This window comes from Streptomyces sp. CAI-85, from assembly GCF_013363615.1.
In the GTDB taxonomy this organism is placed as follows: Bacteria; Actinomycetota; Actinomycetes; order Streptomycetales; family Streptomycetaceae; genus Streptomyces; species Streptomyces antibioticus_B.
This window is the reverse complement of record NZ_JAANNX010000016.1, coordinates 73,537-99,595: the sequence shown is the minus strand read 5'-3', so window position 1 is coordinate 99,595 and position 26,059 is coordinate 73,537. Positions and strand designations below refer to the sequence as shown.

23 protein-coding genes are annotated in these 26,059 nt (G+C 70.0%); 7 read left to right on the top strand and 16 right to left on the bottom strand.

The genetic code is table 11. The features are described 5' to 3' along the window. The first annotated feature begins 39 nt into the window (after window positions 1-39). Window positions 40-591, top strand: coding sequence for a DUF4383 domain-containing protein (locus G6W55_RS19875; protein WP_175522185.1), 552 nt, complete (start codon window positions 40-42; stop codon window positions 589-591). A 16-nt stretch (window positions 592-607) separates the two neighbouring features. On the opposite strand, the gene G6W55_RS19870 is transcribed toward G6W55_RS19875, so the two are convergent. From G6W55_RS19870 to G6W55_RS19860, 3 genes are all read right to left on the bottom strand, one after another. Beyond that, the gene (locus G6W55_RS19870; RefSeq protein ID WP_175522184.1) at window positions 608-1,783 is read right to left on the bottom strand and encodes an amidase domain-containing protein; all 1,176 of its coding nucleotides are present in this window, start codon (window positions 1,781-1,783) and stop codon (window positions 608-610) included. 145 nt (window positions 1,784-1,928) lie between these two features. Next, window positions 1,929-3,203 (bottom strand): hypothetical protein, encoded by a 1,275-nt coding sequence (locus tag G6W55_RS19865; RefSeq protein ID WP_175522183.1) that lies wholly within the window; start codon window positions 3,201-3,203, stop codon window positions 1,929-1,931. Window positions 3,204-3,250: 47 nt separating this feature from the next. After that, window positions 3,251-5,506 (bottom strand): transglycosylase domain-containing protein, encoded by a 2,256-nt coding sequence (locus G6W55_RS19860; RefSeq protein WP_175522182.1) that lies wholly within the window; start codon window positions 5,504-5,506, stop codon window positions 3,251-3,253. Between the two features lie 287 nt (window positions 5,507-5,793). Here G6W55_RS19860 and G6W55_RS19855 point away from each other — a divergent pair, with 287 nt between their 5' ends. Then, window positions 5,794-6,012, top strand: coding sequence for a zinc ribbon domain-containing protein (locus tag G6W55_RS19855; protein WP_030796703.1), 219 nt, complete (start codon window positions 5,794-5,796; stop codon window positions 6,010-6,012). Window positions 6,013-6,025: 13 nt separating this feature from the next. Here G6W55_RS19855 and G6W55_RS19850 read toward each other — a convergent pair whose 3' ends face one another. Genes G6W55_RS19850 through G6W55_RS19840 form a run of 3 tightly spaced genes read right to left on the bottom strand, consistent with a single transcriptional unit; the run spans window position 6,026 to window position 10,541 of the window. After that, entirely contained in the window at window positions 6,026-6,838 is an 813-nt protein-coding gene (locus G6W55_RS19850) for an HAD family hydrolase (protein ID WP_175522181.1), read from the bottom strand. Next, window positions 6,838-9,351 carry a phosphoribosyltransferase gene (locus G6W55_RS19845; RefSeq protein WP_175522180.1) on the bottom strand — a complete coding sequence of 838 codons (2,514 nt, stop codon included), beginning with the start codon at window positions 9,349-9,351 and terminating at the stop codon, window positions 6,838-6,840. The genes G6W55_RS19850 and G6W55_RS19845 overlap by 1 nt, the downstream gene beginning before the upstream one ends. Beyond that, window positions 9,348-10,541 carry an HpcH/HpaI aldolase/citrate lyase family protein gene (locus tag G6W55_RS19840; protein WP_175522179.1) on the bottom strand — a complete coding sequence of 398 codons (1,194 nt, stop codon included), beginning with the start codon at window positions 10,539-10,541 and terminating at the stop codon, window positions 9,348-9,350. The genes G6W55_RS19845 and G6W55_RS19840 overlap by 4 nt, the downstream gene beginning before the upstream one ends. A gap of 174 nt (window positions 10,542-10,715) precedes the next feature. Here G6W55_RS19840 and G6W55_RS19835 point away from each other — a divergent pair, with 174 nt between their 5' ends. Continuing rightward, on the top strand, window positions 10,716-11,477 hold the full coding sequence (locus G6W55_RS19835; RefSeq protein WP_175522178.1) for a TerD family protein: 762 nt from the start codon (window positions 10,716-10,718) through the stop codon (window positions 11,475-11,477). A gap of 44 nt (window positions 11,478-11,521) precedes the next feature. On the opposite strand, the gene G6W55_RS19830 is transcribed toward G6W55_RS19835, so the two are convergent. From G6W55_RS19830 to G6W55_RS19805, 6 genes are all read right to left on the bottom strand, one after another. Next, a complete protein-coding gene (locus tag G6W55_RS19830; RefSeq protein ID WP_085214246.1) occupies window positions 11,522-12,259 on the bottom strand; it encodes a Tellurium resistance in 738 nt (245 codons plus the stop codon). Window positions 12,260-12,361: 102 nt separating this feature from the next. Continuing rightward, window positions 12,362-13,510, bottom strand: a complete 1,149-nt coding sequence (locus tag G6W55_RS19825) for a DUF475 domain-containing protein (protein ID WP_175522177.1) — start codon at window positions 13,508-13,510, stop codon at window positions 12,362-12,364. A gap of 76 nt (window positions 13,511-13,586) precedes the next feature. Further along, the gene (locus tag G6W55_RS19820) at window positions 13,587-14,162 is read right to left on the bottom strand and encodes a TerD family protein (RefSeq protein WP_030796719.1); all 576 of its coding nucleotides are present in this window, start codon (window positions 14,160-14,162) and stop codon (window positions 13,587-13,589) included. 131 nt (window positions 14,163-14,293) lie between these two features. Further along, the gene (locus G6W55_RS19815; RefSeq protein ID WP_030796722.1) at window positions 14,294-14,869 is read right to left on the bottom strand and encodes a calcium homeostasis/redox stress adaptation protein; all 576 of its coding nucleotides are present in this window, start codon (window positions 14,867-14,869) and stop codon (window positions 14,294-14,296) included. Between the two features lie 139 nt (window positions 14,870-15,008). Next, window positions 15,009-15,467: a peroxiredoxin gene (locus tag G6W55_RS19810; protein WP_175522176.1), complete on the bottom strand. Its 459-nt coding sequence runs from the start codon at window positions 15,465-15,467 to the stop codon at window positions 15,009-15,011. 135 nt (window positions 15,468-15,602) lie between these two features. Further along, on the bottom strand, window positions 15,603-16,040 hold the full coding sequence (locus G6W55_RS19805) for a DUF3052 domain-containing protein (protein ID WP_030796727.1): 438 nt from the start codon (window positions 16,038-16,040) through the stop codon (window positions 15,603-15,605). Between the two features lie 370 nt (window positions 16,041-16,410). Here G6W55_RS19805 and aceE point away from each other — a divergent pair, with 370 nt between their 5' ends. Continuing rightward, on the top strand, window positions 16,411-19,143 hold the full coding sequence (aceE, locus tag G6W55_RS19800; RefSeq protein ID WP_175522175.1) for a pyruvate dehydrogenase (acetyl-transferring), homodimeric type: 2,733 nt from the start codon (window positions 16,411-16,413) through the stop codon (window positions 19,141-19,143). Between the two features lie 129 nt (window positions 19,144-19,272). On the opposite strand, the gene G6W55_RS19795 is transcribed toward aceE, so the two are convergent. Next, complete coding sequence (locus tag G6W55_RS19795) at window positions 19,273-19,575, bottom strand: small hydrophobic protein (protein ID WP_175522174.1); 303 nt, start codon at window positions 19,573-19,575, stop codon at window positions 19,273-19,275. Window positions 19,576-19,858: 283 nt separating this feature from the next. Continuing rightward, entirely contained in the window at window positions 19,859-21,478 is a 1,620-nt protein-coding gene (locus tag G6W55_RS19790) for an MFS transporter (protein WP_175522173.1), read from the bottom strand. Between the two features lie 108 nt (window positions 21,479-21,586). Here G6W55_RS19790 and G6W55_RS19785 point away from each other — a divergent pair, with 108 nt between their 5' ends. The 3 genes from G6W55_RS19785 (at window position 21,587) to G6W55_RS19775 (ending at window position 24,484) form a co-directional block, all read left to right on the top strand. After that, window positions 21,587-22,231, top strand: coding sequence for a TetR family transcriptional regulator (locus G6W55_RS19785; protein ID WP_175522172.1), 645 nt, complete (start codon window positions 21,587-21,589; stop codon window positions 22,229-22,231). A 108-nt stretch (window positions 22,232-22,339) separates the two neighbouring features. Further along, window positions 22,340-23,566, top strand: coding sequence for an alpha/beta hydrolase (locus tag G6W55_RS19780; RefSeq protein ID WP_175522171.1), 1,227 nt, complete (start codon window positions 22,340-22,342; stop codon window positions 23,564-23,566). Between the two features lie 57 nt (window positions 23,567-23,623). Beyond that, on the top strand, window positions 23,624-24,484 hold the full coding sequence (locus G6W55_RS19775; protein ID WP_085214230.1) for a DUF4429 domain-containing protein: 861 nt from the start codon (window positions 23,624-23,626) through the stop codon (window positions 24,482-24,484). 15 nt (window positions 24,485-24,499) lie between these two features. Here the strand turns inward: G6W55_RS19775 and G6W55_RS19770 are convergent, their stop codons facing one another. Further along, window positions 24,500-25,513, bottom strand: coding sequence for an aldo/keto reductase (locus G6W55_RS19770; RefSeq protein ID WP_175522170.1), 1,014 nt, complete (start codon window positions 25,511-25,513; stop codon window positions 24,500-24,502). Further along, window positions 25,510-26,028 (bottom strand): MerR family transcriptional regulator, encoded by a 519-nt coding sequence (locus G6W55_RS19765; RefSeq protein WP_175522169.1) that lies wholly within the window; start codon window positions 26,026-26,028, stop codon window positions 25,510-25,512. Before G6W55_RS19765 ends, G6W55_RS19770 begins: the two co-directional genes overlap by 4 nt. Between the last annotated feature and the right edge of the window lie 31 nt (window positions 26,029-26,059).

Sequence of the window (26,059 nt, the reverse complement as noted above, 5' to 3'; positions counted from 1 at the left end):
CGGCCCCCGCCGGCATGTCTCACCCCTCGGGAGGCGGAGATGGCGGCCCACGCAGTGCGCTCCGAACACAAGCGGCGGATCAGGATCGACGATCATCTGCCCGTCGACCACCGCCTGAACAGGGTCTACCGGATCGGCGCCGGGCTGATGGGCCTGGCCCTGCTCGTCTTCGGGATCTTCGGCGTCATCGACAAGATCGGCTTCTTCGACACCGGCGGTGACGAGGTCTGGGGCCTCAACACCAACGGCGCCCTGAGCTGGCTGTCGATCGCCGTCGGACTGCTGCTGTTCGTCGGCATGGTGATCGGCGGGAACTTCGCCTCCACGCTGAACATGACGCTCGGCATCCTGTTCATCCTCAGCGGCTTCGTGAACATGGCGCTGATAGAGACCGACTACAACTTCCTGGCCTTCCAGATCCAGAACTGCATGCTCAGTTTCGTCATCGGCATTCTGCTGATGGTGTTCGGGATGTACGGCAGGGTCGGATCGGCCCTGCCGCACGACAACCCGTACTGGCGGGCCCGCCACCCCGAACTGGCCGAGGAACACGACCGTCAGCGTGAGCGGCGGGAGAACTACCCGTCCTGAGCCGGCCTGGGCCTGATCAGGTGCGGTAGGCGTAGTAGTACGCGTTCGGGTACGAGGCCACGAGGCTCGCCACCGAGCGGCGCAGGGTGTTGTTCGAGTGGTACGTCACGTACGGCACGCCGCCGCTCTTGGCGGTGACGATCATCGTGTGGTCCTTGGACCCGTCGCGGTCGAAGTCCATCTGGAGGACGTCGCCGATCTCGAGCTGGTACACGTTGGCGAGCGCCGTGGTCCGCTTGGAGTTCTGGGCGAACCAGGACCACTCGTTGACGCCGATGAACGAGTGGGACTGGATCTCGGCGTTGCCGAACCACTTGGTGTAGTCGTAGACGTACCCGGGGGCGTGCTTCCAGCCGCCCGCCTTCAGGGACTGGCTGACGAAGTTCGTGCAGTCGCCGCCCGCGCCCTGGCCGTTGAAGTCCGGGTAGTCCTTGTTGTAGACGTTCCAGTACTTCTCGGCGTAGGCCGCCATCGCCTTGTAGTCGTACGTGGTGCCGGTCTTGGGGACGGCGACCGGGTTGCGCGTGGTCGCCGCGCGCGCCGCGCTCGGCGTGGTGTTGGCGGCGGTCGTGGTGGCCACCGTGACCGTGGCCGGCTCCTCGACGGTGTTCACCGCGAGGCCGCCCTGGTCGGTGTCGCGGATGTCCGTGAGCTGCCAGTTGCCGCGGCGGTCGGCCTTGAACGTCAGCTCGTGGTTCGACTGGAAGCCGGTGGTCTTCGGCTCGCCGGCCGACGCCTGGGCGTAGGTCAGGGTCGTGGTCTCGGTGACCGCGGCCTTGGCGGTGCGGCCCGTGACGCGCGTGGCGTTCAGGGTGACCGTGGTGGCGGCCTTGCTGTACTTCTCGCCGGCCTTCGCGAGCTTGTCCTTGCGCTTGCCGAGGGCCGACAGCGCGGCGTCCTCACCGCGGGCGGTGCCCGTCGACAGCCGGACCTTGCCCGAGAAGCCGTCGGTCAGCGGCTTGGACCGGTCGCCCTGCTTGCCGGCCACCAGGGCGTCGGTGCGGTCGGTGAAGACCGCGTCCGCGAGGCGCTGGAAGGTGGCCTTGGTCTTGGCGTCCACCGTGGGGTCGTCGACGACCGTGGCGCCCGCCATCCAGTTGGGCAGCAGCGCGACTCCGGCGACGACCGAGGTCGCGGCCGCGCCGATTATCGTGGCTCTGCGGCGTGTCGGCCGCAATTTCCTTGACTTCACTGATGTTTCCCCTCTTGCCCCGGCGGTGGGTTGCCGGAGTACGGCATCTTCGCACGCCGTGTGCAGCTCCTGTGAAGGGGGATGCGGTTGAGGTTTGGTTACGCCAACCACCCCTCCACCGCACGTCACTTCAGGTCACCACGTGTCACTTCACGACGGTCGACCAGTCCGGCGACTGGGCCGGATCCAGGCTGCGCAGCCGCTCCAGGGTGGCGGGCGTCTGGACGTCCATCCAGTCGGCCAACTCCTTGAAGGACACGCACTTGACGTCCTTCTTGGTGCACACGTTCTCGATGACGTGGTCGACGGCCTTCATGTAGATGCCGCCGTTCCAGTCCTCGAAGTGGTTGCCGATGAACATCGGCGCCCGGCTGCCGTAGTACACCCGGTTGAAGCCGGCCATGTAGGCGTCGATGGTCTGCTGCTGCCACTGCGGGCGTTTGGCCGGATCGCCCTCGGTCTCGCCGCCGGTCTGGTTGTAGAGGAAGTTGAAGTCCATGGACAGCGCCTGGATGTCGCCGTACGGGAGCCCCTGGAGCGGGAAGTCCCAGATGCCGTCCTTCTTCGTCGGCCAGATCTGGAAGTCGCCGGCGGAGGAGGCGTCGTAGCGCCAGCCGTAGCTCTTGGCGGCCTTCAGCAGGTTCGCCTGGCCCTCCAGGCAGGGGGCACGGCCGCCGGTGACCTCCTTCTTGAAGTCGAAGGGCAGCGGATCCATGTCCGTGTAGCCGGTGTTGGTCTTCCACTTCTCCGCGAACTCGAAGAACTGGTCGATCTCGCTCTTCCACTCCTCGACGCTCCAGTCCCCGCCGCCCTTGGCGCCGCAGAAGTGGCCGTTGAAGTGGGTGCCGATCTCGTTGCCCTCCTTCCACGCCTCGCCGAGCTGCTCCAGTGTGGTGCGGATGTGGTCGTCGGTGGGGAAGCTGATCGCCGCGCTGCCCTGGTCGTGCTGGGGCGGGTCGTAGAGGTCCTTCTTGCTCTTGGGCAGCAGGTAGATGCCGGTGAGGAAGAAGGTCATGTGCGCGTTGTACTGCTTGGCCATGTCCCGGTAGTGCTCGAACAGTCCGTCGTCGCCCATCAGCGCGCCGTCCCAGGAGAAGACCACGAACTGCGGAGGCTTCTCACCGGGCTTGAGCGGCACCGCCTTCAACTGGCCCGTCTGCGGCCCCGTGTACGAGGTGGAGCCGTCCCCCAGGACATGGGTCTTGCCGTCCCACTTCGGCTCCTTGGACTTCGCCGCGTCCCTCTTGCTCTCCCCCGAGGACGCGGTCGGCGCGGTGTTGGCCGTCCGGTTGAGCACCAGATAGCCGCCCACGAGGGACGCGACGACGAGCAGCGCGGCCAGGGTCAGGAACCCCGGGTGCGTGGTCGCGGGGCGGCGCGGTTCCGGTGCCTTGCGTCGGCGGCCCGACGGTGACTTCATGTGCAGCTCATTCTCCGGAAGTTGGGGACACAGGGCCTGCTCGTCGGTCAGTCGAGCGGGCTCATGGCACCTGACCAGATGCCGTACGGGACGCTGTCGTCGGTCGGTCCGGCGATGCCCTCCAGGGGTAGCGGTTCAAGACTCTTGCCGAGGTCGATGCGGTACAGCACGACCGCCGTGGACACGTCCTTGGCGGTGCCCACGTACCAGGCTGCCGTGTCGGTCGCGGTGGTCCCCGCCTTTCCGGCCACCTCCGCGGCGCCGGCCCCCGCCTGTCCGCCTTCCGTGCCCCGGGCCGGGGGGACGTCGGAGGGGTGGGCGTTGCGGAAGTTGCCGGCCAGGGCGGCGCTGACCTCCCGGGCCACGTCCTCGCCGACCGCCCGCCGGGCGGCGGGGGTGTCCAGGGCGACCCGCGAACCGTTCTTGGTGATCTTGCGGACGGAGTACGGCTCGGTGTGCCGGCCGTCGGCCGCGAAGGTGGAGTAGCCGCTCGCCATCCGGATGGCGCTCGGCGTGGAACTGCCCAGCGACAGGGCGGGCACCTGGGCGCCGATGCTGGAGGGCAGGAAGCCGGAGTCCTCCGCGGTCCTGCGCACCACGTCCAGACCGGTGTCCATGCCGAGCTGCATGAACGGCGTGTTCACCGACAGCTCCATGGCCCGCCGCAGGGAGATCTGCCCGTAGTCGCGCCCGCCGTCGTTCTCGGCGGCGACCTTGCGGCCGCTGCGGTCCCAGTAGGGGCCCTCCGGGGTGGTCACGGGCACCTTGTTGTCGCCGTTGTAGAGCGACTCCCCGGTGACCGGGGTGGTCTCCCCGTCGCGGGTCTTGTGGACGCCGTTCTCCAGCGCGGCCGCGTACACGAACGGCGTGAAGGCGGTGCCGGCCGGGACGGTGGTGGCGTTGGACTCGTTGTAGCCCTGCTTACGGTGGTCGGGGCCGCCGTAGACGGCCAGGATCCGTCCGTCGGCGTCCACCGACGCGGCCCCGTAGTGGGCCGTCTTGGCCTTCTTGGGCTCGTCCTCGAGGACCTTCGCGCGGGCCTTGGTGACCGACTCGGTGAGCTGGTCCTGCCGGTTCTTGTCGAACGTCGTGTAGATCTGGTAGCCGCCGAGGTCGAAGTCCTTGTCGGAGATCCCGGCGCTCTTCTTGGCGTACTGGGCGGCGAGTTCGACCAGGTAGTCGCTCTGCTCACCGGTGTCGTAGAGCGGGTTGGTCTTCAGCGGCTCGGGGAACTTCTTGTAGGTCGCCCGCTCGGCCTTGGACAGCTTGCCGATCTCGACCATCCGGTCCAGGGTCCAGGACCAGCGCTCCACGGCCCGGGCCCGGTTGGCGGAGGTGAGCGTCGGGTCGTACAGGCCCGCGCCCTTGAGGAGCGCGGCGAGGAACGCGGCCTCGCTGGCGTTGAGTTCGCTGACGTCCTTGCCGTAGTACGCCTGGGCGGCGCGCTGGATGCCGTAGGTGCCGCGGCCGAACCAGCTCGTGTTGAGGTAGCCCTCGAGGATGTCGTCCTTGCTCATCTGGTTGTCGAGCTTGAGGGAGATCATCGCCTCGGTGAACTTGCGCCGGATCGTCTGGTCCTGGCTCAGGTAGACGTTCTTGACGTACTGCTGGGTGATGGTGGAGCCGCCCTGGGTGTCGCCCTGGCCGAGGGTGCGGAACAGGGCGCGGCTGACGCCCTTGAAGGAGATGCCGGGGTCGCTGTAGAAGCTGGCGTTCTCGGCCGCGAGGACGGCCCAGCGGACGTCCTCGGGGATGTCCTCCAGCGGCATCGCCTGCCGCTGCACCCAGCCGGTACGGGCCATGGGTGAACCGTCGGCCCAGAAGTACACGTTGTCCTGCTGGGTGGCGTACGTGTTGAGGTTGTCCGGCACGTCGGTGGCCGCGTAGGCGACGACCAGGAACATCGCGCTGAGACCTATGGACGCGAAGAAGCCCCCCACGACCTGCCGCCAGGAGGGTATCCAGCGCCGCCAGCCGGCCCGGCCGGGGCGCGGGTAGAGCGGGCGGAGCTTGCGGGCGTAGGGAGCGAGACGGGCCGCGTAGGGGGCCAGGACCGCGACGAGCGGGGCGAACCGGGGGCCGAGGGCGGCGGAGAGCCGGGCCAGGAGGGAGGGACGGGGCGCCTTGCGCGGGTTTCCGGAACGGCCGGGCTTTTCCGCCCTTCCCGCCTTATCCGCCCTATCCGCTTTATCCGATGTACCTGTGTTGTCGGATGACGTGTTCTCGGGTATGTCTGGAATATCCGACACCCGCAGTTGCATGGTCTCGTCCGCCCGGAAAGAGGCAGGGACCTTCAGCTGCATGGTGGCGTCGGGCTCCTGGGGCTCCTCCCCCCGCCCCCTCTGTGTCACGTCGCGTCTCCCTCCGCACATCGAAATGCTCGCACAGGCAGACGTACAGACGTACGAAGGTCTGACATGGTTGCCGTGGACGCGGCTGCAAACCCTGAATCCCCCCGACCTCGCGGCTCATCGAGGCACCCACAAATTACCAGCGCGCTTCGCAAATTCTCCACATAAGAAATCGACAGAAGTGAACACAGCCGAAACGAAGGGCGCCTCGTCCGGCCTGCGGGGATTAGCCTGTGGCCATGCCTCGCTACGAGTACCGCTGCCGGACCTGCGGTGACACATTCGAACTGAGCCGCCCGATGGCGGAATCCGCCGCGCCCGCCGACTGCCCGGCAGGTCACGGCGACACTGTGAAACTCCTCTCAGCCGTCGCCGTGGGCGGTACGACGTCCGCCCCCGCGCCCGGTGGGGGCGGCGGGGGCGGAGGCGGCTGCTGCGGCGGAGGCTGCTGCTCCTGAAACCGGACGGACCCTACCGGGGCGCCCTCGACACCCTGAGGAACTCCCGCAGGATGCGCTCCCCGGCCAGCACGCCCCGCTCCGGCAGGGCGGTGAGGCCGGGGGCCGTGAACTCGGTGTCGGCCAGCTCGCCGTGGCCCGGCCGCCAGCCGCGGTCGGCCGCGAGCAGCAGATCGGCGTCGAGCAGCGAGTCACCGGCGGCCAGCGTCAGTTCCGCGCCGGTGCGGCGCGCCACCTCGCGCACGGCCGCGCTCTTGGTGAGCGGCTTCGGGACGGCGTAGATCTTGCGGCCCTGGAGGGAGACCGTCCAGCCGCAGTTCTCCGCCCAGGCCGCCAGCTCCTTCACCCACTCCTCGGGCAGCAGCTCGCGCTCCACCACGAGATAGACGAAGAAGTCCTCGGCGATCCGGTGCTTGCGCACCCACAACGGGTCGGCGGTCCGCTCCAGATGCTCCCCGACCTCCTCCAGCGGCGCGCACTCCTCGGCCAGCCGCGCGGTCACGGCCGCGTGCCACGCCGGGTCGGAGACGCCGTCGACCAGGATGTGCCCGCCGTTCGCGCAGATCGCGTACTTCGGGGCCGGGCCGGGGAGGTTGATCCGCAGATACTGCTTGCGGGTCCGGGTGGTCGTCGGCACGAACACGGCCGTGTCCCCGAGGTCGGTCAGCAGCCCGGCCGCCGTCTCCGTCATGAACGACAGCGGACGGCTCTCGTGCACCTCCACACAGAGCAGCCGGGGCGCCCGCGCGTCCGGCATCGTCAGCGCCAGCGCGGCCGACGAGTAGATGAGCGTACGGTCGAGGTCGCTCGCCACCATCACCGGCATCAGACCGACACCGCCCGGCCGTCGGCACCGGTCGCCCCGCGCGTGTACTGCGGGTGGATCAACCCGACGCAGGTGTACGGCAGTTCGCCGACCTCCTCGACCGGTACCCCGCGCTGTTCGGCGAGCAGGCGGACATGGTCCAGGTCGGCGCCCGCGCCGGCCCGCGCCAGGATCTTCCAGGGCACCCGGCGCAGCAGCACCCGGGTGGTCTCGCCGACGCCGGGCTTGACGAGGTTCACGTCGTGGATGCCGTACTCCTCGCTGATGCGCTCGACGGCCGCCCAGCCCTCCCAGGTGGGGGTGCGGTCGGCGGCGAGGAGTTCCTTGACCGCGCCGGCCACCGCGTCGGCGACCTCGTCGAAGCGGGCGGCCACCGCGTCCAGGAACGCCACCGAGACGTCCGCGCCGGCCAGTTCGCGGTAGAACTTCGCGCCGTGGAAGTCGTCGGGACCGACCAGGTCGGCCCGCAGCACGGTCCGCGAGATGAGGCCGGAGACGGTGGAGTTGAGGCAGGCGGAGGGGATCAGGAAGTCCTCGCGGGTGCCGTACGTGCGCACGCAGGAGCCCGGGTCGGCGAGCACCGCGATCTCCGGGTCGAAGCCGGCCGCGCCCCCTGCCGCCTCGAACTCCTCGATCGCCACGGCCAGTTCACGGGTGATGGCGCCCTTGCCGGTCCAGCCGTCCACGAACACCACGTCCCGCGGGTCGTGGTGGGCGGCCAGCCAGCGCAGCGCGTTGGCGTCGATGCCCCGGCCGCGCACGATCGACACGGCGTAGTGCGGCAGGTCGAGGCCGTGCCGGTACCGGGCCCAGCGGCGCATCAGCACACCGACCGGGGTGCCGGCGCGGGCGAGGGAGACCAGCACCGGCCGCGGCGAGCGCTCGGCGATCACGGTCTCGGTGACGACACCGACGGCCTGCGCGAGGCGGGCCGCGGAGGTCTCCAGGGCGGCGTGGAACAGCCGCTGGTACTGCTCGCTCGGCTGGTACTCCACCGGCAGCGACTCGGCGTAGTGCGCGCCGCCGCTCTGGATGGCCTCCTCCCGCTCCTCGGTCGGCGCCTCCAGGGTGACGTCCGAGAGGTCCTGGAGCAGCCAGCCGACCTCCTCGGGCGGATACGAGGAGAAGGCGGGGCCGCGGAGGGGCTCGGGCAGCATGGGGCTCTCTTCCGGCAGGTCGGGTACATACAGCGGCGCGGGCACGTACGACGGTACGACCGCGAGGACCACGTGCGGGGTGTGCGCGGCGAGCGTCGCGAGCAGGCCGTCGGGGGCGTGCAGCGCGGCGGTGTCGGCGACGGAGTCCACGACGGCGACGACGGCGTCGAAGCCCGCGCCGGCCACGTTGTAGGCGTAGCGCTCGCCGGGGCCGTCGGCCGGGTCGTCGTGCGCCGGGAAGACGATCCGGCTGCGGATCGCGTACCCGGGGTCGTCGACCGCGAGGACGGGCGAGCGGGTGGTGGTGGAGTAGCGGACCTCGGCGGGAACCAGACGCTCCAGCTCGCGGGCGAGCCGCAGCGGGGCGTACATCAGCTCCTCGAAGCCGAGGACGAGGACGCGCGAGGCGCCCTCGGGTATCGCCTCGGCGAGCCGGGCGCCCATCCCTGGCAGGGCGGCGTCCAGGCGTTCGCGGTGCGCCTGCGTGAACCCGTGCCGGCCGCCGTCCGGCAGACCCTGCGGCCAGCCCAGATCGACGCGCACGGGGTGCGACGGGTTCTCGTCCGGGTGCGGCCCGGTGGGGGCCGGTCGCACAGTTCCCCGCGCCCCTGGGGAGCTGTCCGCAAGGCCCTCCGCGGACGCCTCGTGGGCCGCCACCAACGCCTGGCCCTTCTCCAGGACCCCGTCCGGCAGCCGCACCGTCCCCGACGCCGCCGCCACCAGATCGACCCTCGCCCCGATCTCCCGCGCGAAGTCCTCCAGCCGTCCCGCGTCCGCCGCCGAGCGCATGTCCACGAGGGCGACCACCACGTACCGCCGCCGCGGATACCGGGCGTGCAGATCGCGCACGGTGTTCAGCACCGTGTTCCCTGTGGAGAACTCGTCGTCGACGAGGACCAGCGGGCCGTCCCCGACCAGCAGTGCCGGGTCCTCCGGCAGCAGCAGATGGGAGGTGGCGTGGGAGTGCGACTCCTCGAAGCCGCCGGCCGTCGCGACGCCCGCGACCGGCCGCCGGGTGGAGTGCAGATAGGGCGCGCCGCCCAGGCCGTCCGCGACGCTGTGGCCGAGGCCGGTGGCCGTCTCCGCGTAGCCGAGGACGACCGCGCCGGCCGCCTCGGCGCCGAGCAGCGCGCGCACCCGCTGCCCCAGCGCGAGGCCGTGGCCGTGGACCACGGACGGGGACTGCGGTACGTGCTTGCCGAGGACGTGCGAGACCAGCAGATGGGCCCGCTTGGGGTTGCGGCGCAGGGCCAGCCCCAGCATGCCCGTCAGCGTGTCGTCGCCGACCAGCTCGACCCCGAGCCGCTCGGCCACCCAGGTGCCGGACCAGACCCCGTTGTTCACTGCGTTACTCATGCGTCCCTAGATCGTGAGGTGGGTTCAGCCGGGATGCCGGCCGCGAGCAGGTCGACGAAGCTGACGTCCTCGTTGGCCACGCCGAAGACCTCCGCCCGGAGCATGGTCCGCTCGGCCCATGCGCGGTGCGGCTTCACCTCGTTCATCTTGTTCGTGTACTGCGACCTGAGGACACCCCCACCGCCGCGTTCCGGCCGCAGGATGTCCGCCGCGTCGCTGTACTCCTCGTGACTGACGACGGACAGCGCGTGCACGGCCGGGACGTGCGAGGGGTGGATGCAGGTCTTGCCCAGCAGGCCGTTGGCGTGGTCGAGGGAGATCTCGCGCAGCAGCCCGTCCATCGCGTGCTCGATCAGTCTCTCGCGCAGCTCCACGGCCTGCCCCTCAAGGAAGGGGCTGTTGCGCAGAAGCGGCTTGAACATGCGCTCCGGGACCCGGAAGTACTCCCAGACCGGGCCGGTGACCGTGAACCCGGTGCCGTCGGCGCGGCCCAGCATGTTCACCACGTCGGCGATCACGGAGGCGACGATCTGGACGTCGTAGGCCGTCATGTCGGGGGCCCGGCGCAGGCCGTAGGAGGAGCAGAAGTCGGTGACGCCGAGGCGCAGCGCGAGGACCCGGTGGCGGTACTTGTCGACGGCGCGGGCGATGCCCTCCAGGGACTCCACCCGGGACTCGCGGTACATCAGCTCGGGCGTCTCCAGGACGGGCATGCCGAACAGCCGGCGGCCGCTCGCGCTCTCGGCGGCCGCCAGGGCCTCCAGGAACGGGATGCCGCGCTCCTCGGTGAACTTCGGGAAGACGAAGCCGCTGAGCAGCCGGGTGTGCGGGTCGAGGCGGGCGACCAGGTCGGGGATCTGCTCGGGGGTGCGCACCCGGATGAACAGCAGGGGCCGCTCCAGGCCGGGGCGGCCCGCGAGGTCGGCGAACTGCCGGACGAGGTTCTCCTCGCCCGCCGCCACGTCCTCGTCGCCGATGGAGTCCTCCAGGCACAGCACCATGGAGACCACGCCGCGCCCGGTCTGCTTGACGATGTCGTCGGCGAGCCGGGGCCGGGTGGCGGGGCTGTAGAGGGTGGCGCCCAGGGCGGCGGCGAGCAGCCGGGCCGGGGAGTCCGTGTCGAACTCGCAGGGCTCGCGGTGGAACAGTCGCTGCCGCACCTCAGGGGTGAGGTGCCCGAAATGACGCATAAATCTCCCCCGTGATGCCCGGTAAGACTGTGGATTGAGTATGAGGTGGCCGGTAATAGTACGTAGAAGTCCATGTCCGGGGTTCCCCGCAGGCATGAATATCAGGTAACTCGCCTGTGCGGAGTGCCTCACCCCGCGTTGTCGTGATCAGGACCGAGAGGGCAGGATGACCGCATGACGCACGCGATGCTGAAGGGGTCCAACGTCCCGCTCAAGGCCGCCACGGTGCGTGCCGTGCTGCGCTGGACACCCGGGCAGGGGGTCCCGGACGTCGACGCCTCGGCGCTGCTCCTCGGCCCGGACGGCCGTGTGCGCTCCGACGAGGACTTCGTGTTCTACAACCAGCCCCGGCATCCTTCGGGGAAGGTCTGGCGGCTCGGCAAGAAGCGGGTCGCCGAGGGTCTCACCGACACCGTCCAGACGGAGCTGACCGGTGTCGAGCCCGATGTCGGCCGGATCCTGGTGGTCGCCTCGGCGGACGGCGTCACCTTCGACCGGGTGCGCTCCCTCACCATCCTGCTGTACGACGCGGCCGCCGAGGGCGCCCCGCTGGCGACCTTCGACATCCGCCCGGAGACCGGCGAGGAGACCGCGCTGATCTGCGGCGAGCTGTACCGCCGGGGCGACCAGTGGAAGTTCCGGGCGCTCGGCGAGGGCTACTCCAACGGTCTCAAGGGGCTGGCGACGGACTTCGGCATCTCGGTGGACGAGTCGGAGGAGGCGGCGGCCGCGGATCCCGCGCCCGCCCCCGTGCCGTCGGCGCCGAGCCTGTCGCAGCCGCTGCCGCCGGAGCAGCCGGCGTCGGTGTCCGCGTCGGCGGTACCGGCTCAGCAGCCGGCGTACGGCTATCCGCCGAACCTGCCGACGCACGGTTACGGCTATCCGGACGGGCCGTTCCGGATGCCGCCCCAGGGGCCGCAGTTCATCGGACGCTGAGGGCGGCTGAGGGCGGGAGGGCCCGCGGTGCGGGGCGGGAGGGGCTACTTCTCCACCTTGGACTTGTAGCCGCGCCCCCACTGGAGTCCCCACCCGTACAGCCGGTCCAGCTCGCCCTGGAAGCCGTAGACGAAGCGGACCTCGCGGCGGACGATCAGTTCCCCCTTGACGTTCTCGATCATCACCACCGCGCAGGAGCGCGCCTGGGGGTGCCGTTCGTCGAGACCTATCTCGATGCGCGGGCCGTTGCTGGGGAAGAGCGTCACGATCGCGTGGGTGCGGTCGAAGGCCGGGGTCTGGTCGTAGATGTAGACGAACACCAGCAGCCGTTTGATGTCGTCGCGGTGGTCGAGGTTGACGTACATCGTCTCCCCGGACGCCGAGCCGAAGCGGTCGTCGCCGCTGAGCTTGACGTACGGGGGCGCGTTCACGTCGCCGAGGAGGCCGCCCAGGGGCTGGACGACGCCCTTGGTGCCGTCGGCCAGCTCGTACAGACAGCCGAGGTCGAGGTCGACGTTGACCATGCTCTGGCTGTGTCCGAGGACCTCGGGGGGCCGCAGGGCCTTGAAGGGGTGGCGCAGCAGGCTCTCGCGCTGCGGTCCGCCGATGTCGGAGGTCCGCATCCGCCAGGTCAGATTGACCCGGAGGTTGCCGGTGGCCGCGCCCTGTTTGGTGAGCGAGACCTGATGATGCCGTTTGGTCAGCTCGATGGCGTTGGTGGCCGCGTTGCCCGAGTCGAAGTCGGTCGTGCGGCTGCCCAAGAGCCCGTCGAAGAAACCCATTCCCGCCCCCACCTCGACGCCACTGGTGAACCGACGGGGCGGCCGTGGAGGACATCTCCTCGACGGCCGCCCCGCTCAGAGCGTTCCTCACCCGGAAGGTGATCACACCCCGGACGAGACCTCAGTCTTCTCGTCCGAGCTCAGGTCTTTTCCCTCGGCCGCCGCCAGCGCGCGGTTGCGGCGGACGGAGGACCAGAAGGACCAGCCGATCAGGACCACGCCGACGAGGCCGGTGATGACCTCGTTGATCTGGTACTGGATGGTGACCATGAGGATCACGGCGAGGGCGCCGATCGCGTAGTGCGCGCCGTGCTCCAGGTAGACGTAGTCGTCGAGGGTGCCCTGGCGGACCAGGTAGACGGTGAGCGAACGGACGTACATCGCGCCGATGCCGAGGCCCAGCGCCATCAGGACGATGTCGTTGGTGATGGCGAAGGCGCCGATCACGCCGTCGAAGGAGAAGGAGGCGTCCAGCACTTCCAGGTAGAGGAACATGAAGAACGCGGCCTTGCCGGCCAGGAGGACCGCGGACTTGGGCTTGCCGGCCCGCTCGGCGGCTTCCTCCTCCTCGTGCTCGCGCTCCTCCGCTTCTTCGAGGCGGTCCTCGAAGTAGCCGGAGAGTCCGCCGACGATCATGTAGGTGATCAGACCGGCGATACCGGAGAGCAGGACCGTCTGCGCCTTGTCGACGTGTGCGCCGCCGTGCTGGTGGGCGTGGGTCGCGAAGGTCATCGAGGTGATCATCAGGACGATCAGGGCGACGCAGACCGACAGCATGTCGACCTTGCCGAGCTTGGCCAGCGGGCGCTCCAGCCAGGCGAGCCACTTGATGTCACGGTCCTCGAAGATGAAGTCGAGGAAGATCATCAGCAGGAACATGCCACCGAAGGCGGCGATCGACGGATGTGCGTCGGTCACGAGTTCCTGGTAGTGGTCCTTGTCGTTGAGCGCGAGGTCGACCGCGTCGATCGGTCCGACCTTGGCGCTGATCGCGACGATCACGACCGGGAAGACCAGTCGCATGCCGAAGACCGCGATGAGGACACCGATGGTGAGGAAGATCTTCTGCCAGAAGGCATTCATCTTCTTCAGGATTCCGGCGTTGACCACCGCGTTGTCGAAGGACAGCGAGATCTCGAGGACGGAGAGGATCGCCACGATGCCAAAGGCCGTCCACCCCCCGTAGAAGACCGCTGCGACCAGGCCGAGCGCGGTGACCGCGAACGACCAGCCGAAGGTTTTCAGAACCACTGGCTACCCAATCCTGTGTTCGGGGTCCCCCCGGACCGAAGTCCGAGAGCCGGAATCCCCCGTGCCGTACCCGGCTTTACGAAACATTGACTCCGAAGTCTAGAGCGATGCCGCGAAGACCGGACGCGTACCCCTGTCCCACCGCCCGGAACTTCCATTCGCCCTGGTAGCGGTAGAGCTCACCGAAGATCATCGCGGTTTCGGTGCTGGCGTCCTCGCTCAGGTCGTAGCGCGCGAGTTCCTGGCCGTCGGCCTGGTTGACGACACGGATGAAGGCGTTGGAGACCTGGCCGAAGGTCTGCCCCCGCTCGTCGGCCATGTGGATCGAGACCGGGAAGACGATCTTGTCGCACTGGGCGGGCACCCGGGGCAGGTCGACGATCAGCGACTCGTCGTCGCCGTCCCCCTCACCGGTCAGGTTGTCGCCGGTGTGCTCGACCGAGCCGTCCGGGCTCTTGAGCTGGTTGTAGAAGACGAACCACTCGTCGCCGAGGACCCGGCCGCCGGTGCAGAGCAGCGCGCTGGCGTCGAGGTCGAAGGGGGCTCCGGTGGTGGAGCGCGCGTCCCAGCCGAGTCCGACCATCACCTGTGTGAGGTTCGGAGCGGCCTTGGACAGGGAGACGTTGCCTCCCTTGGCGAGCGTGACGCCCATGATGCTGGTCCCTCCCCGAGACGGTACTTCCCGATTGCCTGCGCCCCGCGTCGCACGACGTCTTCTCGTTGTCTGCGCACCCGGCGCCGTGCCCAAACGGGACGGCGCCGGGTGACGGAGCGCGGGGCGTGTCAGACGTTGACGCCGAAGTCCTGGGCGATGCCGCGCAGGCCGGAGGCGTAGCCCTGGCCGATGGCGCGGAACTTCCACTCCGCGCCGTGCCGGTACAGCTCGCCGAAGACCATGGCGGTCTCGGTCGAGGCGTCCTCGCTGAGGTCGTAGCGGGCGATCTCGGCGCCGCCGGCCTGGTTCACCACGCGGATGAACGCGTTGCGCACCTGGCCGAAGGACTGCTGGCGGTTCTCCGCGTCGTAGATCGACACCGGGAAGACGATCTTCTCGATGTCGGCCGGGACGGCCGCCAGGTTGACCTTGATCGCCTCGTCGTCGCCCTCGCCCTCACCGGTGGTGTTGTCACCGGTGTGCTCCACGGAGCCGTCGGGGCTCTTGAGGTTGTTGAAGAAGACGAAGTTGGCGTCACTGCCGACCTTGCCGGCGTTGTTCAGCAGCAGCGCGCTCGCGTCCAGGTCGAAGTCGGTGCCGGTCGTGGTGCGGACGTCCCACCCCAGACCGACGATGACCGCGGTCAGGCCCGGGGCCTCCTTGGTCAGCGATACGTTGCCGCCCTTGCTGAGGCTGACTCCCACGAGTCCTCCATTGGTCTTCGGGGGCGGGAAGCCCCGTCGTGCGTCGGATATCGGATCAACGAGTCGATCCTAGTGACGGGTTCCCGACCCTCGCAGGCCCCGGAGGGGAAGATTCGCAGGGTGTCGGCGAGCCCGGGGGTCAGAGCGCGTCGAGTGCCGTGACGTAGTCAGCGAGGTCGCGGGCGTCCGGCAGGGCGTTGACGACGGTCCAGCGGACCACGCCCTCCTTGTCGATGACGAAGGTGCCGCGCACCGCGCAGCCCTTGTCCTCGGCGAAGACGTCGTAGGCGCGCGAGACCTCGCCGTGCGGCCAGAAGTCGCTGAGCAGCGGATACTCCAGGCTCTCCTGCTCGGCGAAGACGCGCAGGGTGTGGATGGAGTCGTTGGAGACGGCGAGCACCTGGGTGTCGCGGTCGGCGAACTTCGGCAGGTTGTCGCGGACCTCGCACAGCTCTCCGGTGCACACGCCGGTGAAGGCGAAGGGGTAGAAGAGCAGCACGACGTTCTTGTCGCCCCGGAAGTCGGAGAGGCGCACGGTGCGGCCGTGGTTGTCCTTGAGCTCGAAGTCGGGGGCCTTGTCGCCGACCTGGATCGCCATCGCGGAGATGTCCCTTCGGTGGAGCTGTCTGGGTGAGACCGGCTGGACCGGTGCGACCACCCTACGCAGCGAGCCGCGGGGAACCGGTGTGCGGGCCGGGCACGACGGCCCGGCCCGCACACCGGTGCGCTCACGTCACTTCTTGGACTTGGCGGCCTTGGGCGTCACCAGCCGGCTGCCGCTCCAGTCCTTGCCCACACTGACGCTCTTGCTCGCCGACAGACCGGCGGTGGTCGCGGCTTCCGAGATGTCACTCGGTTCCACGTATCCGTCCCGGCCGGTCTTCGGCGTGAGGAGGAGGATCGAGCCGCCTTCTTCGATGTACGTGGTGGCGTCCACCAGCGCATCCGTCAGGTCGCCGTCATCGTCGCGGAACCAGAGCACGACGGCGTCGGCCACGTCGTCGTACTCCTCGTCCACCAGCTCGCTGCCGATGACTTCCTCGATGGACTCGCGGAGCTCCTGATCGACGTCGTCGTCGTAGCCGATCTCCTGGACCACCTGCTCGGGCTGGAACCCCAGCCTGACGGCAGGGCTCGTCCGCTCCTCCGCGTGGTCCGCGGTCGCGCTCACGGGTTGCCTCCTGATCATGTTTCGGGAATAACTCAGCCACGCGCGTGCGCGAAGCATTGGCCGTAGTCCACACGGGCGGGGCGGATCGCGCAAGTACCCGGCGGTTCGGACCGCCGAAACGGTGACGATCCTGGCCGTGTCGACGCAACTCCAGGCATGCCATCGACACTCAAGGTGACATACACCACACCTATCTGCCCTGTTTGTGTATTTGGGAACCATCCAAGGGTACGAGTTTCGAACAGGTACCGGTTACCTCTGGGTAGAGATGACGTTTGAGCGCCCGAGGTACACGATGGGGGCGGTGCGGGTACGGCCCCGCACGCGCCCCACCCCGCCTCACCCAGCCCTCTGACAGGTAAGGACCAGCGTGGCTTCCGGATCCGATCGCAACCCGATCATCATTGGCGGCCTTCCGAGTCAGGTTCCTGACTTCGATCCCGAGGAGACCCAGGAGTGGCTCGACTCCCTCGACGCCGCGATCGACGACCGCGGCCGTGAGCGGGCCCGCTACCTCATGCTGCGCCTGATCGAGCGGGCCCGCGAGAAGCGCGTGGCCGTGCCCGAGATGCGCAGCTCGGACTATGTCAACACCATCCCCACCCGGGCCGAGCCCTTCTTCCCCGGCAACGAGGACATCGAGCGCCGGATCCTGAACGCGACCCGCTGGAACGCGGCCGTGATGGTGTCCAGGGCCCAGCGGCCCGGCATCGGCGTCGGCGGCCACATCGCCACCTTCGCGTCCTCCGCCTCCCTCTACGACGTGGGCTTCAACCACTTCTTCCGCGGCAAGGACGAGGGCGACGGCGGCGACCAGGTCTTCTTCCAGGGGCACGCCTCGCCGGGCATCTACGCGCGCGCGTTCCTGCTGGACCGGCTGAGCGAGCAGAACCTGGACGCGTTCCGCCAGGAGAAGTCGAAGGCGCCGTACGGGCTGTCCTCGTATCCGCATCCGCGGCTGATGCCGGACTTCTGGGAGTTCCCGACCGTGTCGATGGGCCTCGGGCCGATCGGCGCGATCTACCAGGCGCGGATGAACCGCTACATGCACGCGCGCGGGATCGCCGACACGTCGAAGTCGCACGTGTGGGCGTTCCTCGGGGACGGCGAGATGGACGAGCCGGAGTCGCTCGGCCAGCTCACGATCGCCGCCCGGGAGGGCCTGGACAACCTGACCTTCGTCGTCAACTGCAACCTCCAGCGGCTCGACGGCCCGGTGCGCGGCAACGGCAAGGTCATCCAGGAGCTGGAGTCGGTCTTCCGGGGCGCCGGCTGGAACGTGATCAAGCTGATCTGGGACCGGAGCTGGGACCCGCTGCTCGCGCAGGACCGTGACGGCATCCTGGTCAACCGGATGAACACCACGCCGGACGGCCAGTTCCAGACGTACGCCACCGAGTCCGGCGCGTACATCCGCGACCACTTCTTCGGTGACGACCAGCGGCTGCGCGCGATGGTGTCCGGGATGACCGACGACCAGATCCTGCACCTGGGGCGCGGCGGGCACGACCACAAGAAGATCTACGCGGCGTTCAAGGCGGCCGTGGAGCACACCGGCCAGCCGACGGTCATCCTCGCGAAGACCATCAAGGGCTGGACGCTGGGCCCCAACTTCGAGGGCCGCAACGCCACGCACCAGATGAAGAAGCTGACGGTCGCCGACCTCAAGGGCTTCCGGGACCGGCTGCACCTGCCGATCTCCGACCGCGAGCTGGAGTCCGGCCTGCCGCCGTACTACCACCCGGGGCGGGACTCGGAGGAGATCCAGTACATGCACGACCGGCGCAAGGGCCTGGGCGGTTACGTCCCGACCCGCGTCGTGCGCGCCCAGCCGCTCGCGCTGCCGGACGACAAGGTGTACGCGAGCGTGAAGAAGGGCTCGGGCCAGCAGTCCATCGCGACGACCATGGCCTTTGTCCGGCTGCTCAAGGACCTCATGCGGGACAAGGAGCTGGGCAAGCGGTTCGTGCTGATCGCGCCGGACGAGTACCGCACCTTCGGCATGGACTCGTTCTTCCCGAGTGCGAAGATCTACAACCCGCTCGGCCAGCAGTACGAGGCCGTGGACCGGGATCTGCTGCTCGCCTACAAGGAGTCGCCGACCGGCCAGATGCTGCACGACGGGATCAGCGAGGCCGGCTGCACGGCGTCCCTGATCGCGGCGGGTTCCGCGTACGCCACGCACGGCCAGCCGCTGATCCCGGTCTATGTCTTCTACTCGATGTTCGGTTTCCAGCGCACCGGTGACCAGTTCTGGCAGATGGCCGACCAGTTGGCGCGCGGGTTCGTTCTGGGCGCGACCGCGGGGCGTACGACCCTGACCGGTGAGGGGCTCCAGCACGCGGACGGCCACTCGCAGCTCCTCGCCTCGACCAACCCGGGCTGTGTGGCCTACGACCCGGCGTACGGGTACGAGATCGCGCACATCGTGCAGGACGGTCTGCGCCGGATGTACGGCCCGGACAGCGAGGACGTCTTCTACTACCTCACCGTCTACAACGAGCCGATCCAGCACCCGGCCGAGCCGGAGGACGTGGACGTCGAGGGCATCCTCAAGGGCGTCCACCGCATCGGCCGGGGCACCTCGGGGTCGATCCCGGCGCAGATCATGGCGTCCGGGGTGGCCGTCCCCTGGGCGATCGAGGCGCAGCGGATCCTCGCCGAGGAGTGGAACGTCCGCGCCGACGTCTGGTCCGCGACCTCCTGGAACGAGCTGCGGCGCGAGGCCGTCGAGGTCGAGCGGCACAATCTGCTGCACCCGGAGGAGGAGCAGCGGGTGCCGTACGTGACGCGCAAACTGACCGGGGCCGAGGGGCCGTTCGTGGCGGTGTCGGACTGGATGCGGTCGGTGCCGGACCAGATCGCCCGATGGGTGCCGGGGACCTACCAGTCGCTGGGCGCGGACGGATTCGGCTTCGCCGACACCCGGGGTGCGGCGCGGCGGTTCTTCCACATCGACGCGCAGTCGGTGGTGGTGGCCGTGCTGACCGAGCTGGCCAGGGAGGGCAAGGTCGACCGGTCGCTGCTGAAGCAGGCGATCGACCGGTACCAGTTGCTGGACGTGGCGGCGGCGGACCCGGGGGCGGCGGGCGGCGACGCCTGACCGGGCGCCGGGCACACCGTGACGGGCGGGGGTGGCGGAACCTCAGGGTTCCGCCACCCCCGCCCGTTCACGAACAGGTGCGCGCCGGGTGAGCCGGCGGGGTGGCCGTTCACTGCCGGGCCGCCCGGCTCAGAGCCAGCCGGTGCCCGGTCCCGCCGCCCCCGCCAGCCAGATGATCGCCAGCAGGGTGTCGATGGCACCCAGGACGACGGCGACGAGCGGCGGAACGGACCGGGACGACCAGGCGCGTCCCATGGAGAGCCAGCCGCAGACGATCGCGACCGGGCCCAGGACGATGCCCAGGGTGAAGAATCCCGCGACGGCACAGACGAGTCCGACGATTCCGAGCGTCGCGCTATCCGGCCCGGTCCGTGACCCCGTCCGGCCACGTGAGCGGGGGTACCTGCGCGTGCCGTGTCCAAAGCCGGCCATCGTCGACTCCCTGTTTTTCTCCGGGAATGTGTCGTCGACCGGGTACCCCGTGTGCGCGGTTCATGCCCGATGTGCCCCCGCCCCGGGCCCTGTTGCGGCGCGCTGTCCCCCTCCGGCAGCGCGCCGCGGCCCGGGCGGCCCTGCCTTGCGGAGGGCTTGACCAACTGTGACCTGGGGCGTGTGCCGGAGGCGAGGGACCTTTAGCGTTGTCACCCTGATAGGGGAAATTCCTTGACGACGCGTCAGGATCCCTCGCCCCGAGGAGAAGACGAGCGGGAGCGGGTCAGATGTGGCCCACGCCCGCGCCCGCGTCCGCGTTCGCACCGCGCTTGGTGAGGAAGGCGACGAAGACCGCGACCAGCGCGACCCCGGCCGCGACCAGCGACGCCAGGCTCATGCCGGAGATGAAGGTGTCGTGCGCGACGTCGGTGATCTTCGCGGCGATCTCGGCCGGGGTGCCCTCGGCCACCGGTGCCACACCGACCTGGACCGCCTCGGACGCCTGGTCGAGCTGGGCCTCGGTGAGCGGGGGCAGCCCGGCGGAGGTCCAGTTGGAGGGCAGGTCGCCGTCCACCTTGGAGGCCATCACGGCACCCAGCACGGCCGTACCGAGGCTGCCGCCGATCTGCATGGCCGCCTGCTGGAGACCACCGGCCACACCGGACAGTTCGAGCGGCGCGTTGCCGACGATGACCTCGGTGGCGCCGACCATGACCGGGGCGAGGCCGAAGCCCAGCAGGGCGAACCAGAGGGACATCAGTCCGCTGCCGGTGTCCGTCTCCAGCGTGGACATGCCGTACATGGCGATCGCGGTGGCCGCCATACCGCCGGCCAGCGGGACGCGCGGGCCGAGCTTGGTGATCGCGAAGCCCGCCAGCGGCGAGCCGACGATCATCATGCCGGTGAGCGGCAGCAGATGCAGACCGGCGTCGATCGGGCTCATGCCGTGCACGTTCTGGAGGTAGAACGTCACGAAGAACAGGCCGCCCATGAAGGCGATCGCCATCAGGACCATGAGGACCACACCGGCCGACAGCGGCACGGACCGGAACAGGCCGAGCGGGATCAGCGGCTCCTTGACCTTGGTCTCCCACACCGCGAAGCCCGCGAAGAGGAGCACCGACCCGAGGATGAACGCCCAGGTCTTGCCGTCGCCCCAGCCCCAGGCCGGGGCCTTGATCAGGGCCCAGACCAGGCAGAACATCGCGGCCGAGAGCAGGGCGATGCCGAGCAGGTCGAAGGAGCGCGGCGCGTTCTCCGCGCGGTGGTCGCGCAGGATCAGGGCGCCCAGCACCAGCGCGAGGACACCGACCGGCACGTTGATGAAGAACACCGACTGCCAGTTGACGTGCTCGACCAGGACACCGCCGAGGATCGGGCCACCCGCGGTGGAGGCGCCGATGACCATGCCCCAGATGCCGATGGCCATGTTGAGCTTCTCGGCCGGGAAGGTGGCCCGCAGCAGGCCGAGCGCGGCCGGCATCAGCAGCGCGCCGAACAGGCCCTGGAAGACCCGGAAGGTGACGACCAGCGCGATGCTGTCGCTGAGCCCGATGGCGCCGGAGGCGGCGGCGAAGCCGGCCACGCCTATCAGGAAGGTCTGCCGGTGGCCGAAGCGGTCACCGAGCTTGCCCGCGGTGATCAGGGAGACCGCGAGGGCGAGGAAGTAGGCGTTGGTGATCCACTGGAGCTGGGACAGGCTCGCGCCCAGGTCCTTGCCGATGGCCGGGTTGGCGATGGCCACGATGGTGCCGTCGAGGGCCACCATCATGACCCCGACGGCGACGGTGATGAGGGTGAGCCACGGATGGCCCCGCAGCCCCGTGACGGGCGCCGGGCCCGGCGGGGTGCCCGGCGCCTTGCCTCCCGGCCCGGGGGTGTCGATGGTGGTCTGACTAGTCATGCCCAGAGGCTAATGACAGCGACTGACAATTGACAAACGAGTTCACTAGTCGGTAACTGTCACGACATTCGGTACAGAGAGATTCGGTACAGAGAGACGGGTCGGTTCATGAACACGGCACCGCCCCCGCCGGGGCTGCGCGAGCGCAAGAAACAGCGCACCCGGGACGCACTGCTGCGGGCCGCCGTGGAACTGTTCGTCTCCCAGGGCTACGAGCACACCACCGTGGACGAGATCGCCGCCGCCGTCGACGTCTCGCAGCGCACCTTCTTCCGCTACTTCGCCGGCAAGGAGGAGGCCGCGCTCGCCCTGGAGGAGCTGACCGTGGCGCACTTCGTCGACGCGGTCCGCTCCCGCCCGCCCCACGAGCCGCCCATGGAGGCGCTGCGCCGGGCGGTGCTGACCGGCTGGCACTCCATCGGCGAGGCCGTCGAGTCCGTCGTCCCGGTGGAGCTGTATCTGCGGATGTACCGGGTGATCGAGTCGACGCCGGTGCTGCTGGCCGCGCATCTGCGGCGCGCGGCCGAGACCGAGGAGACGATCGCGGGGGTGATCGCCGAGCGCGAGGGGCTGGACCCGGACACCGATCCGCGGCCCCGGCTGGCGGTGGCGGTCTTCAGCGCGGTGATGCGGGTGACCGAGCGCCAGTGGCTGCTGGAGGAGGAGTTCAGCCTCGCGGGGATCCACGCGCTCACGTCCCGCTACCTGGACCAGGTGGGTCCCGCGCTGCTGGGCGACTGGCGTACGGTGTGACGGCATGAGGCCGTAAAGGCATGTATGACCGGTGCCACTCGCTTTGAAACGTGATACCGATCACTTTATTAACCCGAGACACTCCCGTTCTCCTAGTGTGTCCTCCCAGTGACTTCCTTCGACACCTCCCCCCAACTCGGCGTCTGGCGCGCACTGCTCGCCCTGGCCGTGGTGTTCGTGATGCTGGCGACCACCGGCTGGACCGCCCTGCGGCAGGACCGGGAGCCCACCGCTCTCCAGGCCTCCCTGTCCGCGTGGAAGGACGGCCGCGCAGGCGGTCACGCGCTGCCCGACCCGAAGGCCGCGCCCGCCCGGCTCGCCGAGTTCTTCGCCTCGCTGACCGACCACCAGCAGACCGCCCTCGCGCACGACTACGCGCTCGCGGTCGGCAACATGAACGGCGCGCCCGTCGAGCTGCGCTACCGGGCCAACCGGATCGCCCTCGGGCAGCAGATCCGGGTCGAGGCCGCCCGCACCCACGACGAGCGACTGTCGCCCGGCGGACAGCGCGAGGCCGGCCGCCGGCTGGACCGCTACCAGGCGCTGCGCGACGCCGGCCGCCAGATCCTGGCCTTCGACCCGGACGGCTCGGGCCGGGTCGCCGAGGTCCTCGGCGATCTCGACCGGGCCGAGCGGATCTCCGTGATCGTCCCCGGCGTCGACACCGATCTGCTCACCTTCCAGCGCACCGACCGCCGCTGGTCGGCCCCCGCCGGCATGGCGCAGGCCCTCTACGACGCCGAGCGCGCGTCGAGCCCCGGCACCCGGACCGCCGTGATCGCCTGGGCGGACTACACCTCCCCCGACGGCCTCGGCATCGACTCGGCCACCGCGATGCGCGCCGAGAGCGGCGCCGTCCGGCTGAACGCGCTGCTGCACGCGCTGCCCGGCACCTCGCGGGTGTCGATGTTCTGCCACAGCTACGGCTCGGTGGTGTGCGGGGTCGCCGCGCGCGGGATGCCGGAGCGGGTGACCGACATAGCCGTGGCCGGCAGCCCCGGCATGCGGGTGGAGAAGGCGTCCCAGCTCGGCACCGACGCCCGCGTCTGGGCGATGCGGGACGCCGACGACTGGGTGCAGGACGTGCCCCATCTGGAGCTGGGCGGCCTCGGGCACGGCGAGGACCCGATGGCCGGGGCGTTCGGCGCCCGGCTGCTGTCCTCCCGGGACGCGAAGGGCCACGGCGGCTACTTCGTGCCGGGCACGGACAGTCTGCGCAACCTCGCCGACATCGGCACTGGCGCGTACCGCTCGGTGCGGTGCGCGGGCAAGACCGGGCAGGAGGACTCCTGCCGGGTGGGTTTGTCCGACACGACGACGGCCGGACGCGCGTAGAGACGCAGGAATTGCGGCGCGCGCAGGGAGGGGACGTAGATGCGTGTCCCGCATACGATGAGCCGCATGGGTGACGTACTGGCCGGATTGCATGCCGCCTGGGAGTTCGATTCCGACTCCGTCCTCATCCGCTACGAACGGGGTCTGCGCACGCCCAAGCTGCTGGCCGCGCTGGGGGAGCGAAGGATTCCGCTGGCGGCCCTGGCCGGGGTGACGCTCGATCCCGGCCGGCGGGGGACGGTCGTCCTGCGCGCCGAGCCGCGGCCCGGCGCCGATCCCCTCGTGGAGGCGGCGGCGGGACAGCTCAAGGAGGGGTGCGACCCCTACCGGCTGGTGCTGCCCGCCGAGCGGGAGGTGCTCGCCGAGTACTACGCCGACGAACTGCGCGCCCGGCTGAAACCCGACCCCGGCCCGGCGGAACGCTTCCTGGTGGCGGCCCCGGAGGCGCCCCTGTCCTTCAAGGCGTACGACGGCAAGGCGTCCTTCGACGGGCGGACCGTGCGCTACCGGTGGTTCTGGACCGGCGCCTCCTCCGCCAAGTGGAAGGCCGGCGACCAGAGTTTCGACGTCTCCGAGCTGAACGGCGTGGAGTGGCGCTCCCCCGAGGTGTTCGAGGGGCACCTGCGGCTGCTGCGCGGCGAGGACGCGCCCGCCCAGGCCGACCAGGACCCGGCGACGGTCGTCTTCGGGCTGGGGTACGGCTCGGTGCACGAGTCGCTGCCGTTCGCCGCCGCCGTCCTCGCGGCCGTGCGCACGCGCGGGCCCGCGGCCGCGGTCACCGCCGCGCCCCCGGGCCCCCGCCGTGACCCCGCGGACATCGCCGAACGCATCCGGCACCTCGGGGAGCTGCACCAGGCCGGTCTGGTCACCGACGAGGAGTTCGCCGCGAAGAAGGCCGAGCTGCTCTCCGAGCTGTAGCCGCGCGCGGCCCGGCTACTCGCGGCCCGCCGAGGTGAACGTCATGTCCGCGTACCGGTCGCCCGCCACCTGCCCCGCGATGGGCTCCAGGGCCGCCAGCTCCTCCGCGGTCAGCTCGATCGCCACCGCGGCGGTGTTCTCCTCGACCCGGGCCGGCTTGCGGGTGCCCGGGATCGGGACCACCGGGAGGCCGTGCACCCGGGCCTGCGCGTGGACCCAGGCCAGCGCGATCTGGCCCGGCGTCGCGTCATGGGCCTTCGCCACCGCGCGGACCGGCTCCAGCAGGGCCGCGTTCACGGCGGCGTTCTCCCCGGTGAACCGGGGCTGCTGACGGCGGAAGTCGTCCGCCGTGAGCGTCTCCGCGCTGGCGAACGCGCCGGTGAGGAAGCCCCGGCCGAGCGGGGAGTACGGGACGAGCGTGACGCCCAGCTCGCGGGCCGCCGGCACCACCCGGGCCTCGATGTCCCGGGAGAACAGCGACCACTCCGACTGCACGGCGGCGATCGGATGGACCGCGTGCGCGGCGCGCAGCTCGGACGCCGTCACCTCGCTCAGGCCCAGATGTTTCACCTTGCCCTCGCGGACCAGGTCGGCCATCACGGCGACGGTCTCCTCGATCGGGACCTCGGGGGCGCGCCGGTGCATGTAGTAGAGGTCGATCGCCTCGATGCCGAGCCGGCTCAGGCTCGCCTCGACGGCCTGGCGGATGTAGGGCGCGTCGTTGCGGATGATCCGCCGGGTCGGGTCGTCCGGCGGGATCGCCAGGGCGAACTTGGTCGCGACGACGACCTCCTCGCGGTGCGCCCGGAAGAACGGGGAGAGGAAGCGTTCGTTGTCGCCGGCGCCGTACGCGTCGGCGGTGTCGTACAGGGTGACGCCCAGGTCCAGGGCGCGTTCCAGGGTGGCCCGGGAGGCGTCGGCGTCGACGGGGCCGTAGGCGAAGCTCATGCCCATGCAGCCCAGGCCCTGTACGCCGACCTCGGGGCCGTGCGTTCCCAGGCGGGCGGTGGGGAGGGTCGTGGCGCTCATCGGGCGGTCCTTTCCGCTTCGTGGGCCGGGGCTGTGAGGGCTTCGGCCTCGTAGGCCGTGGCGCGCGAGGCGTCCGAGTAGAACATGATCTTGCGGTCGAGCACGGCGAGCGTGTCCTGGAGTTCGGCGATCCTGGCCCGGACGTCCCGGCGGGTCGCCTCCAGCAGCGCGTGCCGCTCCGCGTACGTGCCGTCGCCCTCGCGCACCAGCTCGGCGTACCGCACCATGTCGGCGACCGGCATGCCGGTGAGCCGCAGCTTGCCGACGAGGTCGAGCCAGTCGAGGTCGCGATTGCTGTAGCGGCGCTGGCCGGTGTGCGAGCGGTCGATGTGGGACATCAGCCCGATCCGCTCGTACCAGCGCAGGGTGTGGGCGGTCAGGCCGGTGAACGCGACGACCTCGCTGATCGTGTAGCTGTCCTGGCCGTTCGGGCGGGGGTGCCGGGGTGCGGGCGCGGCGCACACGTCGGCGGGGGTCTGTTCGGTGGTCACGGGCGTGGTCTGCAACACCGTCATGCCCTCCACGCTATGGCCTTGGAGTGCGCTC